This window comes from Flavobacterium reichenbachii, from assembly GCF_002217435.1.
GTDB classification, from domain to species: domain Bacteria; phylum Bacteroidota; class Bacteroidia; order Flavobacteriales; family Flavobacteriaceae; genus Flavobacterium; species Flavobacterium reichenbachii.
Genome location: NZ_MUHF01000014.1, coordinates 50026 through 67045, shown reverse-complemented (window position 1 = coordinate 67045; position 17020 = coordinate 50026). Strand labels below are relative to the sequence as shown.

At 35.7% G+C, this 17020-nt stretch carries 12 protein-coding genes, 1 tRNA gene and 1 pseudogene; 10 read left to right on the top strand and 4 right to left on the bottom strand.

The annotated features are described in order from the left end of the window. Positions 1 to 323 precede the first annotated feature (323 nt). From B0A68_RS12660 to B0A68_RS12640, 5 genes are all read left to right on the top strand, one after another. The gene (locus B0A68_RS12660) at positions 324 to 1382 is read left to right on the top strand and encodes an efflux RND transporter periplasmic adaptor subunit (protein WP_035680864.1); all 1059 of its coding nucleotides are present in this window, start codon (positions 324 to 326) and stop codon (positions 1380 to 1382) included. Positions 1383 to 1475: 93 nt separating this feature from the next. Next, positions 1476 to 4571, top strand: a complete 3096-nt coding sequence (locus B0A68_RS12655) for an efflux RND transporter permease subunit (protein ID WP_035680861.1) — start codon at positions 1476 to 1478, stop codon at positions 4569 to 4571. Between the two features lie 57 nt (positions 4572 to 4628). Further along, positions 4629 to 5939: a TolC family protein gene (locus B0A68_RS12650; RefSeq protein ID WP_035680858.1), complete on the top strand. Its 1311-nt coding sequence runs from the start codon at positions 4629 to 4631 to the stop codon at positions 5937 to 5939. Between the two features lie 27 nt (positions 5940 to 5966). After that, positions 5967 to 6830 (top strand): bestrophin family protein, encoded by an 864-nt coding sequence (locus tag B0A68_RS12645; protein WP_035680855.1) that lies wholly within the window; start codon positions 5967 to 5969, stop codon positions 6828 to 6830. Between the two features lie 73 nt (positions 6831 to 6903). Next, the gene (locus B0A68_RS12640; protein ID WP_051892433.1) at positions 6904 to 7827 is read left to right on the top strand and encodes an AraC family transcriptional regulator; all 924 of its coding nucleotides are present in this window, start codon (positions 6904 to 6906) and stop codon (positions 7825 to 7827) included. A gap of 271 nt (positions 7828 to 8098) precedes the next feature. On the opposite strand, the gene B0A68_RS12635 is transcribed toward B0A68_RS12640, so the two are convergent. Together B0A68_RS12635 and B0A68_RS12630 are read right to left on the bottom strand one after the other, a co-directional pair. Further along, positions 8099 to 8473 carry a DUF779 domain-containing protein gene (locus tag B0A68_RS12635; RefSeq protein WP_035680852.1) on the bottom strand — a complete coding sequence of 125 codons (375 nt, stop codon included), beginning with the start codon at positions 8471 to 8473 and terminating at the stop codon, positions 8099 to 8101. Between the two features lie 76 nt (positions 8474 to 8549). Next, positions 8550 to 10055 carry an aldehyde dehydrogenase family protein gene (locus B0A68_RS12630; RefSeq protein WP_035680849.1) on the bottom strand — a complete coding sequence of 502 codons (1506 nt, stop codon included), beginning with the start codon at positions 10053 to 10055 and terminating at the stop codon, positions 8550 to 8552. 268 nt (positions 10056 to 10323) lie between these two features. On the opposite strand from B0A68_RS12630, the gene pheT reads away from it, so the two are divergent. Beyond that, positions 10324 to 12744 (top strand): phenylalanine--tRNA ligase subunit beta, encoded by a 2421-nt coding sequence (gene pheT, locus B0A68_RS12625; RefSeq protein WP_035680845.1) that lies wholly within the window; start codon positions 10324 to 10326, stop codon positions 12742 to 12744. A gap of 58 nt (positions 12745 to 12802) precedes the next feature. Here pheT and B0A68_RS12620 read toward each other — a convergent pair whose 3' ends face one another. Beyond that, positions 12803 to 13315, bottom strand: a complete 513-nt coding sequence (locus B0A68_RS12620; RefSeq protein WP_035680842.1) for an adenine phosphoribosyltransferase — start codon at positions 13313 to 13315, stop codon at positions 12803 to 12805. Positions 13316 to 13429: 114 nt separating this feature from the next. On the opposite strand from B0A68_RS12620, the gene B0A68_RS12615 reads away from it, so the two are divergent. Then, positions 13430 to 13503, top strand: a tRNA-Arg gene (locus tag B0A68_RS12615). On the opposite strand, the gene B0A68_RS12610 is transcribed toward B0A68_RS12615, so the two are convergent. Continuing rightward, entirely contained in the window at positions 13469 to 14905 is a 1437-nt protein-coding gene (locus B0A68_RS12610; RefSeq protein WP_240475224.1) for a recombinase family protein, read from the bottom strand. The two genes, B0A68_RS12615 and B0A68_RS12610, sit on opposite strands and share 35 nt — an antisense overlap. Between B0A68_RS12610 and B0A68_RS12605 the strand changes: the two are divergent. From B0A68_RS12605 to traJ, 3 genes and pseudogenes are all read left to right on the top strand, one after another. Beyond that, a pseudogene (locus B0A68_RS12605) lies at positions 14902 to 15360 on the top strand (TraG family conjugative transposon ATPase); the annotation flags it as partial. The gene B0A68_RS12610 and the pseudogene B0A68_RS12605 sit on opposite strands and share 4 nt — an antisense overlap. Before the next feature lie 27 nt (positions 15361 to 15387). Further along, positions 15388 to 16020, top strand: a complete 633-nt coding sequence (locus tag B0A68_RS12600) for a DUF4141 domain-containing protein (protein ID WP_035680836.1) — start codon at positions 15388 to 15390, stop codon at positions 16018 to 16020. Position 16021: 1 nt separating this feature from the next. After that, positions 16022 to 17017, top strand: coding sequence for a conjugative transposon protein TraJ (gene traJ / locus B0A68_RS12595; protein WP_035680834.1), 996 nt, complete (start codon positions 16022 to 16024; stop codon positions 17015 to 17017). Positions 17018 to 17020 lie beyond the last annotated feature (3 nt).

Genomic DNA, 17020 nt, shown 5'->3' with positions numbered 1-17020 from the left:
TTGATTTTTAAGAATATTAAAATTTTATCAAAAAAAATGACTTTGAGATTAAACCAAATCTTAAAATTGATGTCTAAACCTCTAAGTCTTTAACATTTTTTATATAATGAACAATCTCTTACAAATTATTAAAATCACATCTTTATTGTATCAAAACACAATTACAATAAACACAATTAATTGATTATCATTCAATTAAATTCAATGTGAAGATTTGTACATACAAATGTTAAATAAACGCTAACGTATTTAGTATTCAGTTCAAAAAGTTAAATTTGCAAGCTTACTAAAACATATACCAAAATTACATTTACCTCAATTTTATGAAAGTAAAAAACCTAGTTTACGCCCTTCTAATTATAGGAATTGGAGGATTTATTGCCTACAGAGTTGTATCTAACAAAAGTAAAAACGATGACTCTAAAAAATCTGGCGATAAAAACTCGCCTACAACTGTAAGCGGTATTGTAGTAAAAACTACAACTTTTGACAATAATTTATCTTTATCCGGTTCTATTGAAGCCAATGAACAAATAGAAATTCATAGTGAAGTTTCAGGAATTGTTGAAGGAATTTATTTTAATGAAGGCACTAATGTAACCAAAGGTCAAGTACTTTTTAAAGTTAATGATATAGAATTAAGAGCTCAATTGAGACAGGCTGCAACCAAAGAAAGTTTAGCCGGCGAAAATGAAAGAAGAGCAAAATTACTGCTTCAAAAGGAAGCTATAAGTCAGGAAGAATTTGATGTTGCAAACGCAGACTACGCTTCGGCTCAGGCACAAAGTCAATTAATTAGAGCTCAAATAGGAAAAACTTCTGTAAGAGCTCCCTTCTCAGGAAAAGTTGGTCTTCGCTCTATTTCTCCTGGAACTTATATTACACCTACAGTACTTGTAGCAAAATTGGTGAATACTTCAAAACTCAAAATAACATTTTCTATTCCTGAAAAATATGCTTCTGAGGTAAAATCAGGCTCAACAATTGAGTTTAACGTTTCCGGATCTAATAAAAATTACAACGCAAAAATCTACGCAATTGAACCAGAAGTGGCTGTTGCAACTCGTACACTACAGATTCGTGCAATTGCAGACAATACTGATGGCAAACTTTTTCCTGGAACTTTTGCAGATGTAAAACTTCCATTAAACACCATTAAAGATGCTATTGTAGTTCCTTCAGAGGCTATTGTGCCGGTTCAGAGCGGTAAAAAAGTTTACATTGCTAATATGGGAAAAGCCAAAGAAGTTATGGTAGATGCAACAACGAGAACAGATGCTTCTATCTTAATTTTATCGGGATTAAAAGCTGGAGATACTTTGATTACAAGTGGTGTGATGTCATTAAAAAATGATGCGCCTATAAAAGTTAAAGTAAAATAGTCATAAAGTCGAAAGTCTTAAAGTTAAAAATTAGAAAACTAAAATTTATCCCGTCCCGAAATTTTGGGATCAGGATTAAAATCTAAATCTCGCATGAGTTTATCAACTACAAGTATAAGAAGACCTGTTTTAACCATTGTACTGAATCTTTTAATTATTTTATTCGGTTTCATTGGTTATACTTTTTTAGGTGTTCGAGAATTTCCTTCTATAGATCCGGCACAAGTTTCTATTAGAACTAATTACACTGGTGCCAATTCTGATATTATAGAATCGCAAATAACAGAACCCTTAGAAAAAGCAGTAAATGCTATTGACGGAATCAGAAATATAACTTCTTCGAGTAATCAGGGAAGCAGCAGTATTACTATCGAATTTAATTTAGATAAAGACTTAGAGGAAGCAGCAAATGATGTTCGTGATAAAGTCTCGCAGGCCATTAGAAGCTTACCTCAGGATATCGATGCGCCGCCAGTAGTTTCTAAAGCAGATGCAGACAGCGAATCGATCATTTCGATGACCGTACAGAGTGATACTCGAAGCTCATTAGAATTAAGTGATTATGCAGAAAATGTTATTTCGCAGCGACTGGAAACTATTCCAGGTGTCAGCGGCGTTCAAATATGGGGGCAAAAACGCTATGCCATGCGTTTGTGGATTGATCCTGTAAAATTAAATGCCTACAACTGTACAGTTTCTGATGTTAGAGATGCCTTAAATGCACAAAACGTAGAACTGCCATCGGGTAAATTAACGGGTAACAATACCGAATTAACCGTAAAAACAATCGGAAATCTTTCGAAACCAGAAGAATTTAACAATATTATCATCCGTACAAACGGAGACAAAATCGTAAGATTGAGTGATATCGGCGGTGCCGAATTGGGTCCGGAAAATATTGAAACCGGGCTTACTTCTTCCGGAATGCCTATGATTGGTCTGGCAATTGTACCAATGCCGGGAGCAAATTATTTAGATATTTCGTCGGAATTTTACAAAAAATACGAAGCATTAAAAAAAGACTTACCTAAAGATATTAAACTTAATATTGCCTTAGATAATACTCTTTTTGTAAAAAAATCAGTTCATGAAGTAGCAGAAACTTTGGGAATCTCTATTGTATTGGTTGTTATCATCATTTATTTATTTTTTAGAGACTGGGGAATTGCGTTTAGACCTTTAATTGATATTCCAGTTTCATTAATTGCCACTTTTTTCATCATGTGGCTTTTTGGATTCTCAATAAATGTATTAACACTTTTAGCTATTGTACTGGCAACAGGTTTAGTGGTGGATGACGGAATTGTGGTCACCGAAAACATCTTTAAAAAAGTAGAAGAAGGAATGTCGCCGATTGAAGCTGCGATTAAGGGTTCTAACGAAATTTTCTACGCTGTAATTTCAATTTCCGTAACATTAGCTGCCGTATTTTTGCCTGTGATATTCCTGGAAGGTTTTGTCGGACGACTCTTCCGAGAGTTTGGGGTCGTAATTGGAGCAGCCGTATTGATTTCTGCCTTTGTTTCCCTGACTTTAACGCCAATGCTAAATGCTTATCTAATGAAAGGCGGCGAACAGAAAAAATCAAAATTCTACATTAAAACAGAACCGTTTTTTGAAAAATTAAACAGCGGTTATGCAGATTCTTTAGCTCGATTCATGAATAAAAAATGGATTAGTTTCCCGATTTTGATCGCTTGTTTCGGATTGATTTATTTGTTTTTTACAATCCTTCCAAAGGAAACAGCTCCTTATGACGACCGTAGTTCTGTAACGATGCGTATGACTACTCCAGAAGGTTCTTCTTATGAATATACCAACCGCTTTATGCAGGAAATGTCACAATTGGTTGATGATTCTATTCCGGAGAAAAAAGTAAGTTTAGTTATTACGGCACCAGGATCTGGAGGCTCGGCAGCAAATTCTGGTTTTATCAGACTTTCGTTAAAACAGCCCGATGAAAGAAAGAGATCTCAGAAAGATATTGCAGATCAATTATCCAAATGGACAAAAAAATATCCAGATGCAAAAACATCGGTAATTCAGCAGCCTACAATTTCAGTAAACAGACGTGGAGGTTTACCGATTCAGTATATCATTCAAGCGCCAAATTTTGAAAAATTAAGAGAAAAAATTCCAGTTTTTATGGATGAAGTTGGTAAAAGTGATGTATTCTCTATTACCGATGTGAACTTAAAATTTAATAAACCTGAAATTAACGTAAGTATTGATCGTGCAAAAGCAGAGAGTTTAGGAATTTCTATTATTGATATTGCACAGACTTTACAGCTTTCGTTAAGCGGACAGCGTTTTGGTTATTTTATTAAAAACGGAAAACAATATCAGGTAATCGGACAGTTTGATCAAAAAGACCGATCTAAACCTTTGGATTTAACTTCTATGTTTGTTAAAAATAAAAGTGGCGAGTTAATCCAAATGGATAATGTTGTAAACGTAGAAGAACAAAGTAATCCACCGCAGTTATACCACAACAATCGTTATATGTCGGCTACAGTTTCTGCTGGTTTAGCGCCAGGAAAAAGCATCAGTGACGGTATTGAAGCAATGGATCAGATAAAAGCTAAAGTTTTAGACGAAAGTTTTACAACAGATTTAAGTGGAGAATCCCGAGATTTTGTAGAAAGCAGTTCTAATACTTCTTTTGCTTTTGGACTGGCTTTATTGTTAATCTTTTTAATACTTGCTGCACAATTTGAAAGTTTTATAGATCCTTTTATTATAATCTTAACTGTGCCAATGGCTGTTGCGGGAGCTTTATTTTCATTATGGTTATTTAACCAAACGTGGAATATATTCAGCCAGATTGGAACTGTAATGTTAATTGGTCTGGTAACTAAAAATGGTATTTTGATTGTAGAATTTGCGAATCAGCTGCGTGAGCAGGGAAAACCAAAATTAGAAGCAATTTTAGAAGCTTCAGAAGCGCGTCTTCGTCCGATTTTGATGACCAGTCTCGCGATTGCTTTAGGAGCATTGCCAATTGCAATGTCACTTGGAGCTGCTTCTACAAGTAGAATTGGTATGGGAGTTGTAATTGTGGGAGGAACTATTTTCTCCTTGGCTTTAACGCTTTTTGTTATTCCGGCAATTTATTTTATGTGGTCTAAAGCCAGAAAACATTATCCTGAATTTGATCATATTGACGAGTACGAAAAAGAAAGTAAATAATTTATTAGCCTGAAATTCTGAATTGCTTTTCAGAATTTCAGGTAAAAGAAAAAAAATATGAATACTAAAATTTTATTCCATAGTTTAATATTATGCTTCTTCTGCTTGACAAGTATGCAGGCGCAAGAAGTCTTAACTATTGAAGAAGCTATGAAAATAGCCTTGGAAAATAACTTTGAAATTAAGATTGCCAAAAATAATTCTGTTATAAGCGAAACGAATGTTACGATTGGAAACGCGGGCATGCTGCCAACAGCAACAGCTTCTGTAACAGACAACAACAGCATTCAGAACTCTTCGCAAACACGTCAGGATGGAACTTCTACTTCATTAAACAATGCTAAAAACAACAGTTTAAATTATGGCGTAAGTTTAGGATGGACGGTTTTTGACGGAATGAGAATGTTCGCAAGATTAGATCAATTAAAAGAACTTCAAAAATTAGGAGATGCCGAGTTAAAAAGCACTATTTTAGTTAAAATCGGACAGGTAAATGCTGCTTATTACGATTTAGTGCAGCAACAGCAGCAATTGTCTGCATTAGACACTACCATTGTAATCTCCAATCAAAGATTAACTTTGGCAAAAAATCGTTTCAGCATTGGTAAAGCATCAAAATTAGAAGTTTTAAATGCGCAGGTAGATTTAAATTCTGATCAGGTTGCCTTATTAAGACAAAAGGAATCTTATGCGAATGCGAAAATTTTATTAAATCAATATTTAGCTCGTGATCCAAAAATTGATTTTAAAGTAACCGATTTTGTTACAGTTGACAATAAATTGGTTCTGGCCGATCTAACAAATCTGGCTCAAAAACAAAACCCTGTTTTAGAATCTCAAATTATAAACAAACGCATTGCCGAATTACAGTTAAAACAAGTAAGAGCAAATCGTTATCCAACTTTAAGATTAACTTCTGGTTATAATTTTGCAGAAAGCGAATCGAGTTTAGGTTTTACCAGTTCCACTTCTTCAAAAGGTTTAAACTATGGTTTTAATGCTACGCTAAACATTTTTGACGGTTTTAACCAGCATAGAAATGAAAAAGTGGCAAAACTTCAGATTCAGAATACTGAAATTGCAATTGAACAGCAGAATTTAATTTTAAACACACAATTAAGCACTGCTTTTCAAACTTATTTAACCAATTTAGAATTAATTGATTTAGAAGAAGATAACGAAGCAATAGCCAAACAAAATTTAGAAATCACTTTAGATAAATTTAGAATTGGTACGATCACAACTATTGATTTTAGAACTGCTCAGCTCAATTATGTAAATGCAAAAGTGCGTTACAGCAATGCACAATATGAAGCTAAATTATCTGAAATTGCCTTAAAAGAATTAGCGGGAAATATTAATTTTTAATTTAAATTTGTTTCAAAACAAACTTAAATGATCTCATACAATACCAAAGACTGGTTTACTTTTATTTTTCATTTTCATAAGTCGGATACCGTTAGAAAATTGTTTCCAATTCTGCTCACTATCGGAATATATTCTGCCGTTGTAGGATATATTGAAGTTGAATATTTTAAAGTAAGTAAAAACGATTATATTCATAACATTCCTATTATGCACGGAATGCTTGGTTTTGTTATTTCATTATTACTTGTTTTTAGAACCAATACTGCATACGACCGCTGGTGGGAAGGGCGTAAATTATGGGGAGGTTTAGTAAATAACAGCCGAAATCTGGCGATTAAACTTTCTGCAATTCTAAAAGAAGAAAACGACAGGAAATTTTTTAGAAAATTTATTCCGATGTACGCTTCTATTTTGCATAAACATTTAAAAGACGACGATACCAGCAAGCAGCTTTTTGAAGATGTTGATCTTGAAATTGATCATCATAAACACAAACCAAATCAGGTTATGAGAATGATGTATCATAAAATCAATGATTTGTACGATGCAAAAAAGATTACGGGAGATCAGCTAATAACTATTAATGAAGAGCTGCAATCTTTTACAGATATCTGCGGCGCTTGCGAGCGAATAAAAAACACCCCTATACCCTACTCTTACAGTGCTTTTATAAAAAAATTCATTTTCTTTTATACTATGACTCTTCCTTTTGGATATTCAGTAAGTTTAGGATATTATGTTGCTCCGGTTGTAGTTTTCATTTTTTATGTATTGGCAAGTTTAGAACTTATTGCCGAAGAAATTGAAGATCCTTTTGGTGATGACGAAAATGATCTGCCGACCAAAAAAATTTCTGACAATATTAAAAAACACGTCGAAGAAGTAATCTAAGAAAACGTTAAATCTGGAATTACTAAGCTTATTTTTCATTAAATTTAGTCCTTGCACTTAAAATTTAATTCTAATGAGTAATCAACGTTTTTTAATTCAGCCGCCTCATTTATCAAGCGAAAAATCATTAAAAACGCTGGTTGAAAACAGGAGCGTTTATACGCTTAATCATTGTGAATTAAATATTTTTGAAACTTACGAATCCTCCAAACTGGTGCCGCTTAAATTCAACGATTTTGTGGTGACCAGTATGCTGAGAGGAAAAAAAATCATGCATCTTTTTGATGATCCCGGGTTTGATTATCTACCCGGAGAAACGGTTGTGATTCCGTCAAACATCGAAATGAAAATTGATTTTCCCGAAGCATCTAGAGAAAATCCAACTCAATGTCTTGCCTTAGCAATTGATAAATCTAAAATAACTGATACTTTAAATTTTTTAAACGAACGTTATCCCAAAGAAGGAAGCGATGTATATTGGCAGTTGGATTATCAGAATTACTTTTTTTACAATAATGTAGATCTTGCGGCAACAATTAATAAACTGATTAAAGAATGCATGAGCACTTCGATAACCAAAGATGCACTTGCCGACCTTACTTTGCAGGAATTATTAATCAGAATCATTCAAACGCAAACCGTCAAATCAATTGACGAAAGGATTTCTACACATACAAATAATCCTATTTTTGAGGTTACCGAATTTATTAGACTGAATTTAAAAGAAAACATAAATCTTAAAAGTCTGAGCGATAAAGCGTGTATGAGCACGGCATCATTCTATCGTTTTTTTAAACGAGAATTAGGTATGAGTCCGATTGAATATGTTTTGAACGAGAAGATAAAACATGCTAAAAAATTACTCAGAAATCCAGGTATTCAAATTAACGAAGTCTGCTATCTTTCTGGTTTTGAAGATGCTAATTATTTTATAAGATTGTTTAAAAAACACGAAGGAATTACTCCGAAGCAGTATCAGCTTTTATATGTTAATTGAAGGGACTGAGGTTCTGAATTGCTAAGGCTCTAAGGTTTTTCATACCCTTAAATATAAACCTGTCAGATTTACTATGTGTGTCTCTTTGTCAAAGTTTAAAACTTTGACAAAGATTTCTAACAGCAAAACACAAAAATCAACGGATTAAAATCCGTTGCTGCAAAATATATCGTTCCTAGTTCTTCAAAAATATGTATAGCCTTTGCGCAAAAAAAAGACGCACTGCCGTGCGCCTCTACAGAAAAACCTTTGTTCCTTTAAAACTCTGAACCTATTCTATAAAAACAACCGGCTCCAAATCTTTCTCCTCTTCTTCTGTAAAAATTCGATATTCAATTTGAAAAGTCTTTTTTAACGGTGTTTCTAAAGAAAATCCTCCTACACCAAAAGCATCAATTACAGTTAAAGTAAAATGTGCATGTTTCCAATATTCGAATAAATCCTTATCGACCCAAAATTCTGTTTCTTCTACAGTACCAATGCAAACATCACCCATTCGCTGATAATATCCTCCTTTCTCAAAACATTGAGGCTGTGTACCTTCACAACATCCTCCAGCTTGATAAAACATTAAATCACCATGTTTTTCTTTGAGAACCTTTATTAATTCTATAGCTTTTTCTGTGGCATCAATTCTCTTTATCATGACTTTATTATTTAAATTAAATTTACAAAAAAAGGTAAGTCAGCAACTTACCTTTTTGAACCAGCATAATAAGTATTTAAAAGAAACCTAATTTCTTTTTATCATAAGAAATAAGCATATTTTTTGTCTGACGGTATTGTCCAAGCATCATTTTGTGGTTTTCACGACCAATTCCAGATTGTTTATACCCTCCAAATGGTGCTCCTGCAGGATAAGAATGATACTGATTTATCCAGACACGACCAGACTGAATTGCTCTAGGAACCTGATAAATTTCATGCGCATCACGTGTCCACACGCCTGCTCCCAATCCGTACATTGTATCATTTGCAATTTCAATTGCTTCCTCTGTAGTTTTAAAAGTTGTAACTGCCAGAACAGGTCCAAAAATTTCTTCCTGAAAAATTCTCATTTTGTTATTCCCTTTAAATAAAGTTGGCTTAATGTAATAACCGCCTTCAAGATCTCCGCCCAAATGGTTTTCATCACCTCCTGTCAGCAATTCTGCACCTTCTTCTTTTCCTAATTTAATATAAGACATAATTTTTTCCTTTTGTACTAATGAAGTCTGAGCACCAATCATTGTGGATTTATCTAAAGGATTTCCGGCAATGATCGCTTCAGTTCTTTCGATAACTTTTGCGATAAATTTCTCGTAAATATCTTCGTGAATCAACAATCTCGAAGGGCAAGTACATATTTCACCTTGATTTAAAGCAAATAAAACTGCTCCTTCAACGGCTTTATCAAAGAAATCATCATCATGATCTGCTACAGACGGAAAGAAAATATTTGGAGATTTTCCTCCTAATTCTAACGTAACCGGAATAATATTTTCGGTTGCATACTGCATTACCAAACGTCCGGTTGTTGTAGAGCCTGTAAACGCGGCTTTAGCTACTTTTTTATTTGTAACTAAAGGGCGCCCTAATTCAGCACCAAATCCGTTTACAATATTTAAAACTCCGGCAGGCAGAATATCTCCAATTAACTCCATTAAAACCAAAATCGAAATTGGAGTACTTTCAGCTGGTTTTAAAACTATCGTATTACCTGCCGCAAGTGCTGGTGCAATTTTCCAGACTGCCATTAAAATTGGAAAGTTCCACGGAATAATTTGTGCCACAACTCCTAATGGTTCGCTCAAAGCGATAGAAACGATTTGAGAATCAAGTTCTGCTATAGAACTTTCTTCTGCACGAATTACTGATGCAAAATATCTAAAATGATCAATTGCCAGCGGAATATCTGCTGCCAGTGTTTCGCGAATTGGTTTACCGTTATCGGTAGTTTCGACAGTTGCTATATATTCTAAATTATCTTCTATTTTCTGCGCAATCTTATTGAGTAAAATACTCCTTTCTGTAGCCGAAGTTTTTCCCCATGTCTTAAATGCTTCATAAGCTGCATCAACCGCTAATTCTAAATCTTGTTTTCCGGAATGTGCAGCCTTTGTAAATACTTTTCCGTCTATAGGCGAAATAACATCAAAGTATTCTCCACTTACGGGCGCTGTAAATTTTCCGTTAATATAATTGTCATATTGTGCCTTAAATTCAGGTCTTTGTGCTGTTGTGCTCATAATATGTTTTTTTGATTCATTTCAAATTTACTTTCATAAACTGACTAAGAATAGCATTTTTCAGTCATGTAATAGCACAAATAATACACATTCGTTTTTATAACTAATTTTTAATATTAAATTAATAAAATATTAGCACCTAAATTACAAAATACTCATTTTTAAAAGATTTTATTTGAATATGAAGCAGTTTAAAAAAACCAAATAATTTCTTTCTTACTACAACGCGCAATCCTTATATTTGTATCCTTATACAAGAATAATTAATATGAAAATATCTTACAACTGGTTAAAACAATTTATCAAAACAGATTGGACGTCTGAGCAAACTTCAGAATTACTAACAGATTTAGGTCTTGAAGTTGAAGTTGTAGAAAAATACCAATCGATAAAAGGCGGTTTACAAGGAGTTGTTGTAGGACATGTACTGACTTGTGAAAAACATCCTGACGCAGACAGATTGAATGTTACAACCGTAAATATTGGTCTTGAAGCCCCTGTACAAATTGTTTGCGGCGCTGCTAATGTGGCCGCAGGACAAAAAGTGCCGGTTGCTACAATCGGAACGGTTTTATATGATAAAGATGGTGCGGAATTTACAATAAAAAAAGGAAAAATTCGCGGACAAGAAAGCCACGGAATGATCTGTGCAGAAGATGAACTAGGCTTAGGAACAAGTCATGAAGGTATTATGGTGCTTGCTGAGGATTTAATTCCGGGAACTCCTGCTTCAACTGTTTTTCAAATTGCAGATGATGAAGTTTTTGAAATTGGATTAACTCCTAATCGTGCCGATGCCATGAGCCATTTTGGTACTGCACGCGATTTGAGAGCAGGAATGCTGCAGCGTGGTGTAAACGTAGAGTTAATCACTCCGTCTGTTAGTAATTTTAGAGTAGACATGCGTACCTTAAAAATTGACGTAAGTGTTGAGGAACCAGCTTTGGCTCCCAGATATTGCGGTTTAACAATTTCGGGGATTTCTGTTGGAGAATCACCAGCATGGCTGCAGGATCGATTAAAAGCTATAGGGTTAACTCCTAAAAACAATATTGTAGACGTAACTAATTATGTTTTACACGAACTAGGACAGCCATTGCATGCTTTTGATGCTTCTAAAATAAACGGAAAAGTAATTGTAAAAACTTTACCAGAAGGAACCAAATTTGTAACCCTGGATGATGTTGAAAGAACTTTGCATGCAGAAGATCTAATGATTTGTGATGAAAAAGGACCTCTTTGTATCGCAGGTGTTTTTGGAGGGAAAAAATCTGGAGTAAGTGACGGAACAACTGCAATATTCCTAGAAAGTGCTTATTTTGATGCTGTAAGCGTTCGTAAAACTGCAAAAAGACATCAATTGAACACAGATGCTTCTTTTAGATTTGAAAGAGGAATTGATCCTACTATTACGGAATATGCATTAAAACGTGCTGCGCTTCTTATTCAGGAAGTTGCAGGAGGAAAAATAACATCTGATGTTGTTGAAGTATATCCTAAAAAAGTAGAAGATTTTTCTGTGCTGTTAAACTTCAGTCATGTTTCAAAAATTATTGGGCAGGAAATTCCAAAAGATACTATCAAAAAAATATTAGTTTCTTTAGACATTAAAGTAAACAGCGTTTCTGATTCTGGATTAGGATTAACGATACCTGCTTACCGTGTTGATGTACAGCGTGAAATAGATGTAATCGAAGAAATTTTAAGAGTTTACGGTTATAATAATATCGAATTTTCGAAGAAATTTAACGCGACAGTTTCTAATTCTCCAAGAACAGAAGATTATAAAGTACAGAATATCATTGCTTCTCAGTTAAACTCACAAGGTTTTCATGAAATGATGGCAAATTCTCTGACCACTGCAGCTTATGCAAAATTGTCTACTGTGCTTAAAGAAGAGCATAATGTAACAATGCTTAATCCTTTAAGCGGTGATTTGGCAACAATGCGTCAGTCGTTATTATTTTCTGCCTTAGAAGCTTTATCGTACAATATAAACAGAAGAAATTCGGATTTAAAATTGTTTGAATTCGGAAAAACATATCATAAATATCTAAATGGTTACGAAGAGCATAAACATTTAACATTATCTATTTCTGGAGATCGCAATAGAGAAAGCTGGACAAATCCGCAAAAAACTACCGATTTCTTCTTATTGAAAGGTTATGTAAAAGCGATATTGTCTCGTTTAGGAATTGATAAAATATCAAATGCTCCCGTGCAGTCCGATATATTCTCTGAAGGAACCTCAATTTGTTATAACAATGACACATTGGTTGAAATGGGGGTTGTTAAAAAATCAATTTTAAAGCATTTCGGAATCAAGCAAGATGTTTATTTCGCTGATTTTAACTGGGATTTAATTTTAAAAATAATTACAGGAAAAATTAAGTATTCTGAAATTCCAAAATATCCAGAAGTTCGCAGAGATTTAGCTTTATTAATTGATCAGAAAACTACTTACGAAAGTATTTACAACTTAGCAAAACAAACTGAAAAAGCACTTTTAAAAGATGTTAATTTGTTTGATGTTTACGAAGGTAAAAATCTTCCCGAAGGAAAGAAATCATATGCTTTGAGTTTCACAATTCAAGACAATACCAAGACGCTTACAGATTCTCAAATTGACAAGATTATGTCTAAATTGCAACAAACATTTGAGACTGAACTTGGAGCGACTTTAAGATAATTTGATTCAACTGCAGTATAAAGAAACCCGATTCTTAATTGAATCGGGTTTTCTTATTTTAATATGATATGGCTGCAAATATTGGATACTCCTTTATTTTATCTCTTCCGTTTAAAAATGTTAGTTCCATTAAAAAATTACATTGTACAATTGTACCTCCAAGTTTTTCTACCAATTCACAAACTGCACCTGCCGTTCCGCCGGTTGCCAAAACATCATCATGAATTAGAACACGATCTCCCGCTTTTATAGCGTCTGTATGCATCTCTAAACTATCAAAACCATACTCAAGTTCGTACGATGCTGAAATGGTCTCATAAGGAAGCTTATTAGGCTTACGAACGGGAATAAATCCGGCATTTAATTCTTGCGCCAGCAGCATTCCGAAGAAAAACCCACGACTTTCTGCTCCTACAACTTTATCAATTTTCTGATCTTTTAGAGAATTTAGCAAAATTGACAAGCATTCTTGTCTTGCTTCAACGTCATTTAGCAGCGGGGTGATATCTTTAAATAAAATTCCTTCTTTAGGAAAACCCTGAATATCACGTACATAATTTTCAATCTTCATTTTTTTTTATTTTTATGTTATTTTATGCTTGTATATCTCGTATTTATGTCTATCTTTGCACCCGCAATAAGCAATCAACAAAGCTACGAAAAATTAGCTAATTGATAACAAAAAGGCCTCGTGGCGCAACTGAATAGCGCACTTGATTACGGCTCAAGAGGTTACTGGTTTGAATCCAGTCGAGGTCACTACTCGGGACAAAAGAGAAATATCATCTTTTGTCCCGTTTTTTTTTGCCCGTAACCTGTTGTTTACCAGGTAAATACAGTTAATGATTTCGTTCACTCTAGCGGTGCGGATTTTGTTTTCTGAAAATGTAAAATTTTCAGGGAAAATTAAACCAATTATCTCCCTAGAATCTGCTAAAGTACCACCATCAAAGGCTTCACCTAACTTTAAAAGGTTTTCCAATCCAGTTGTCGTTAAGTGCTCTATAGTGGTTCTGTCGTCCTCTACATTTCCTATCTCTTTTTCCAGATTACTGATAACAGCATTGTATTCAATTTTCATAAGATTATAATCCTCAGGATCAATTTTCTCACTTACTAACAGATTTCTGGCAACCGATAATTTCTTTTCGTAAGTTTCAATTTGCTCCAGTGACTTCTTTTTTTCATTAGCGACTAATCCAGTATGTTCTCTGTATCCTTCAAGCAGAACTGCTGAATATAGTTTCTTCACCTCCGGTAAAGGTTTAAATTTATTTAAATGCTCTTTAAAGACCTTGTTAGCTATTTCGGAATTCACTCTCCATTTACAAACTTTATCACAGTGATAATAGTAGTAATATTTATTCCTTCCTTTACATTTACTCCCTGTTAACTTCTGACCGCAATTTGGACAAAGAAAAAAACCTCGCAAAGGAAAATTCTCAATAGTCTTAATTTTTGGTCTATAAGTTCGCGCTTTACTATCAAGAACATCCTGTACCCGATAAAATAATCCCTCACTGATTATTGGCTCATGCTGACCATTGACCCACCTCTCCTCTTCATCTCTATACTTAGGAACAACTATCTTTCCGCAATAAAGTGGATTTCTTATAATAAGCCACAAGTTATTCTTAGAAATGGCAAAACCTTTTTCTTTGGCCATTTGATAAATAGATTCAGTGCTAAAAATATTTTTCGCAATCTGTTCAAAAACCCAAATAACTTTTACAGCTTTATCCGGTACAATGGCAATATACTTTTTCCCATCCTCCGTTATTTTATTAGCGTATCCATAAGGAGCCATTCCCATATGCCTACCCTCTTTCTTTCCACGTCTAAGCCCTTGAAATGTATTTAGTGCCCTTCTGTCATTTTCAACCTCAGGTGCAGCCAAATAAAAAGCCAGCATCATTTTGTTCTCTGGAACACTCAAATCAAGTGGCTGTTCAATAGCCTGCGGCTCTACACCCAGTTTCCTTAAAACATTTATCATTTGGTAAGCATCACCCGCATTGCGGCTGAACCTATCCCACTTCATAAAAAGAACCAGGTTAATTTTATTTTTATTTTTTTTTACATCAGCAAGAAATTTTTTCCATTGCGGCCTGTTAAAAGTCTTTGCTGAATGATCTTCATAAATTACATTACGTATCGGCAAATTATATAAAGTATTTATTTAAGACTGTTCGTAAGTTCTTTGGCGAGGCCATTGTGGTGACCCAAGAAGTTGATGACATTATCCAATCCCCTATTGTTAAGGAAAGCATCATCAATAATTCGGACTGCAAGATACTTCTCGATCAGCGCAAATACATGAACAAGTTTGATGAAATACAGGCCATGCTCGGACTAACAGACAAGGAAAAAGCGCAGGTGTTATCCATTAATATGAACAACGATGCATCACGTCTTTACAAAGAAGTATGGATCGGGCTTGGAGGGACGCATTCGGCTGTCTATGCCACAGAAGTGTCCGCTGAGGAATATCTCGCGTACACGACAGAAGAAACAGAAAAAATGGAGGTGATGCAGCTTGCCGCTGAACTTGGCGGCAATGTAGAGATCGCCATCAAGCATATCGCCAGTAGGCGTCGCGAACAGGAAAATCAGTAATCAATAACAATTTAAAAACCGATAACAATGAAAAAAATACTATTTATGGTGTCTGCGGCAATTATGCTTGCCTCGGCGCCATCAGCAAAAGCCCAGTTTGTGGTTACCGATCCGGCCAATCTTGCCTCGGGGATTCTCAACAGCGCCAACGAGATCATACAGACTTCCTCAACTGTTAGCAATGTGGTCAAAAATTTCAAGGAAGTAGAAAAGGTATACAAGCAGGGCAAAGAATATTATGACAAGCTTCAGGCGATTAACAATCTGGTAAAAGACGCCCGCAAGGTACAGCAGACCGTCCTTTTGGTGGGCGATGTATCGGAAATGTATGTGCAGAATTTCGGTAGGATGCTCAATGATCCAAACTTTTCAGCAAGGGAACTCACCGCCATTGCCAAGGGATATTCGGCGCTGCTGGGAGAGAGTACCGAGCTTTTGAAAGAACTCAAGCAGATTGTAACCTCCTCGAGCCTGTCACTCAGTGATAAGGAACGAATGGACATCATCGACCGTGTATACAAAGAGGTAAAAGAATACCACAGCTTGGTGCGCTACTACACCAATAAAAATATTTCGGTTAGTATCCTGCGAGCTAAAAAGCAGAATAGCACCAAAAGGGTTCTTGAGCTTTACGGCACCCCAAACCAAAAATACTGGTAATATGGAATTCAATAATCTTCATGAGGTCCTTCGCTCGCTGTATGATGAGATGCTGCCATTGTCCGCCGATATGGCGGCGGTGGCCAAAGGACTGGCAGGACTCGGGGCGCTGTTTTTTATGGCCTTGAAAGTCTGGCAGGCACTCAGCCGGGCTGAACCTATTGATGTCTATCCGCTTCTGCGCCCTTTTGCACTGGGTCTCTGCATCATGTTTTTTCCGACGATCGTGCTGGGTACAATCAATGCCGTATTAAGCCCGATAGTTCAGGGAACACATAGCATTCTGGAAGATCAGGTATTGGACCTGAACGATCTGCAGGCAAAAAAAGACCTGTTGGAGCATGAAGCGATGATCCGCAATCCCGAAACCGCCTATATGGTATCGGACGCTGAGTTCGACAAGAAACTGGACGAGCTGGGCTGGTCGCCTTCGGACATCGGGACTATGGCCGGAATGTATATGGACAGGCAGACCTATGAGATAGAGAAAATAATAAAAGAGTGGTTTCGCAACCTGCTCGAAATACTATTTCAGGCTGCAGCGCTGGTGATCGACACCATACGCACTTTCTTTCTCATAGTGCTGTCCATCCTGGGGCCTATCGCATTTGCCATATCAGTCTGGGACGGATTCCAGTCAACTCTCACGCAGTGGATTACACGGTATGTCAGCGTTTATCTGTGGCTTCCCGTAGCGGACCTGTTCAGCTCGATGCTGGCCAGGATCCAGTCCCTTATCATTGAAAGGGACATAGAAATGCTTACTGATCCCACTTTCCTTCCCGACACCTCAAACACCGTATATATCATTTTTATGATTATCGGCATCGTGGGATATTTTACCATTCCAACTGTGACAGGCTGGATTATCCAGGCAGGCGGCGCAGGGAATTTTTCACGCAACATCCACCAGACTGCCATGAAATCCGGAAATATAGCAGGCGCAGGCGCTGGTTCGGCCGCAGGCAACATTGCCGGAAGGCTGGTCAATAAGTAATCA

Coding starts and splice junctions, on each gene's coding strand:
- B0A68_RS12660 (WP_035680864.1), top strand. CDS start 324: ATGAAAGTAAAAAACCTAGTTTACGCCCTTCTAATTATAGGAATTGGA.
- B0A68_RS12655 (WP_035680861.1), top strand. CDS start 1,476: ATGAGTTTATCAACTACAAGTATAAGAAGACCTGTTTTAACCATTGTA.
- B0A68_RS12650 (WP_035680858.1), top strand. CDS start 4,629: ATGAATACTAAAATTTTATTCCATAGTTTAATATTATGCTTCTTCTGC.
- B0A68_RS12645 (WP_035680855.1), top strand. CDS start 5,967: ATGATCTCATACAATACCAAAGACTGGTTTACTTTTATTTTTCATTTT.
- B0A68_RS12640 (WP_051892433.1), top strand. CDS start 6,904: ATGAGTAATCAACGTTTTTTAATTCAGCCGCCTCATTTATCAAGCGAA.
- B0A68_RS12635 (WP_035680852.1), bottom strand. CDS start 8,473: ATGATAAAGAGAATTGATGCCACAGAAAAAGCTATAGAATTAATAAAG.
- B0A68_RS12630 (WP_035680849.1), bottom strand. CDS start 10,055: ATGAGCACAACAGCACAAAGACCTGAATTTAAGGCACAATATGACAAT.
- pheT (WP_035680845.1), top strand. CDS start 10,324: ATGAAAATATCTTACAACTGGTTAAAACAATTTATCAAAACAGATTGG.
- B0A68_RS12620 (WP_035680842.1), bottom strand. CDS start 13,315: ATGAAGATTGAAAATTATGTACGTGATATTCAGGGTTTTCCTAAAGAA.
- B0A68_RS12600 (WP_035680836.1), top strand. CDS start 15,388: ATGAAAAAAATACTATTTATGGTGTCTGCGGCAATTATGCTTGCCTCG.
- traJ (WP_035680834.1), top strand. CDS start 16,022: ATGGAATTCAATAATCTTCATGAGGTCCTTCGCTCGCTGTATGATGAG.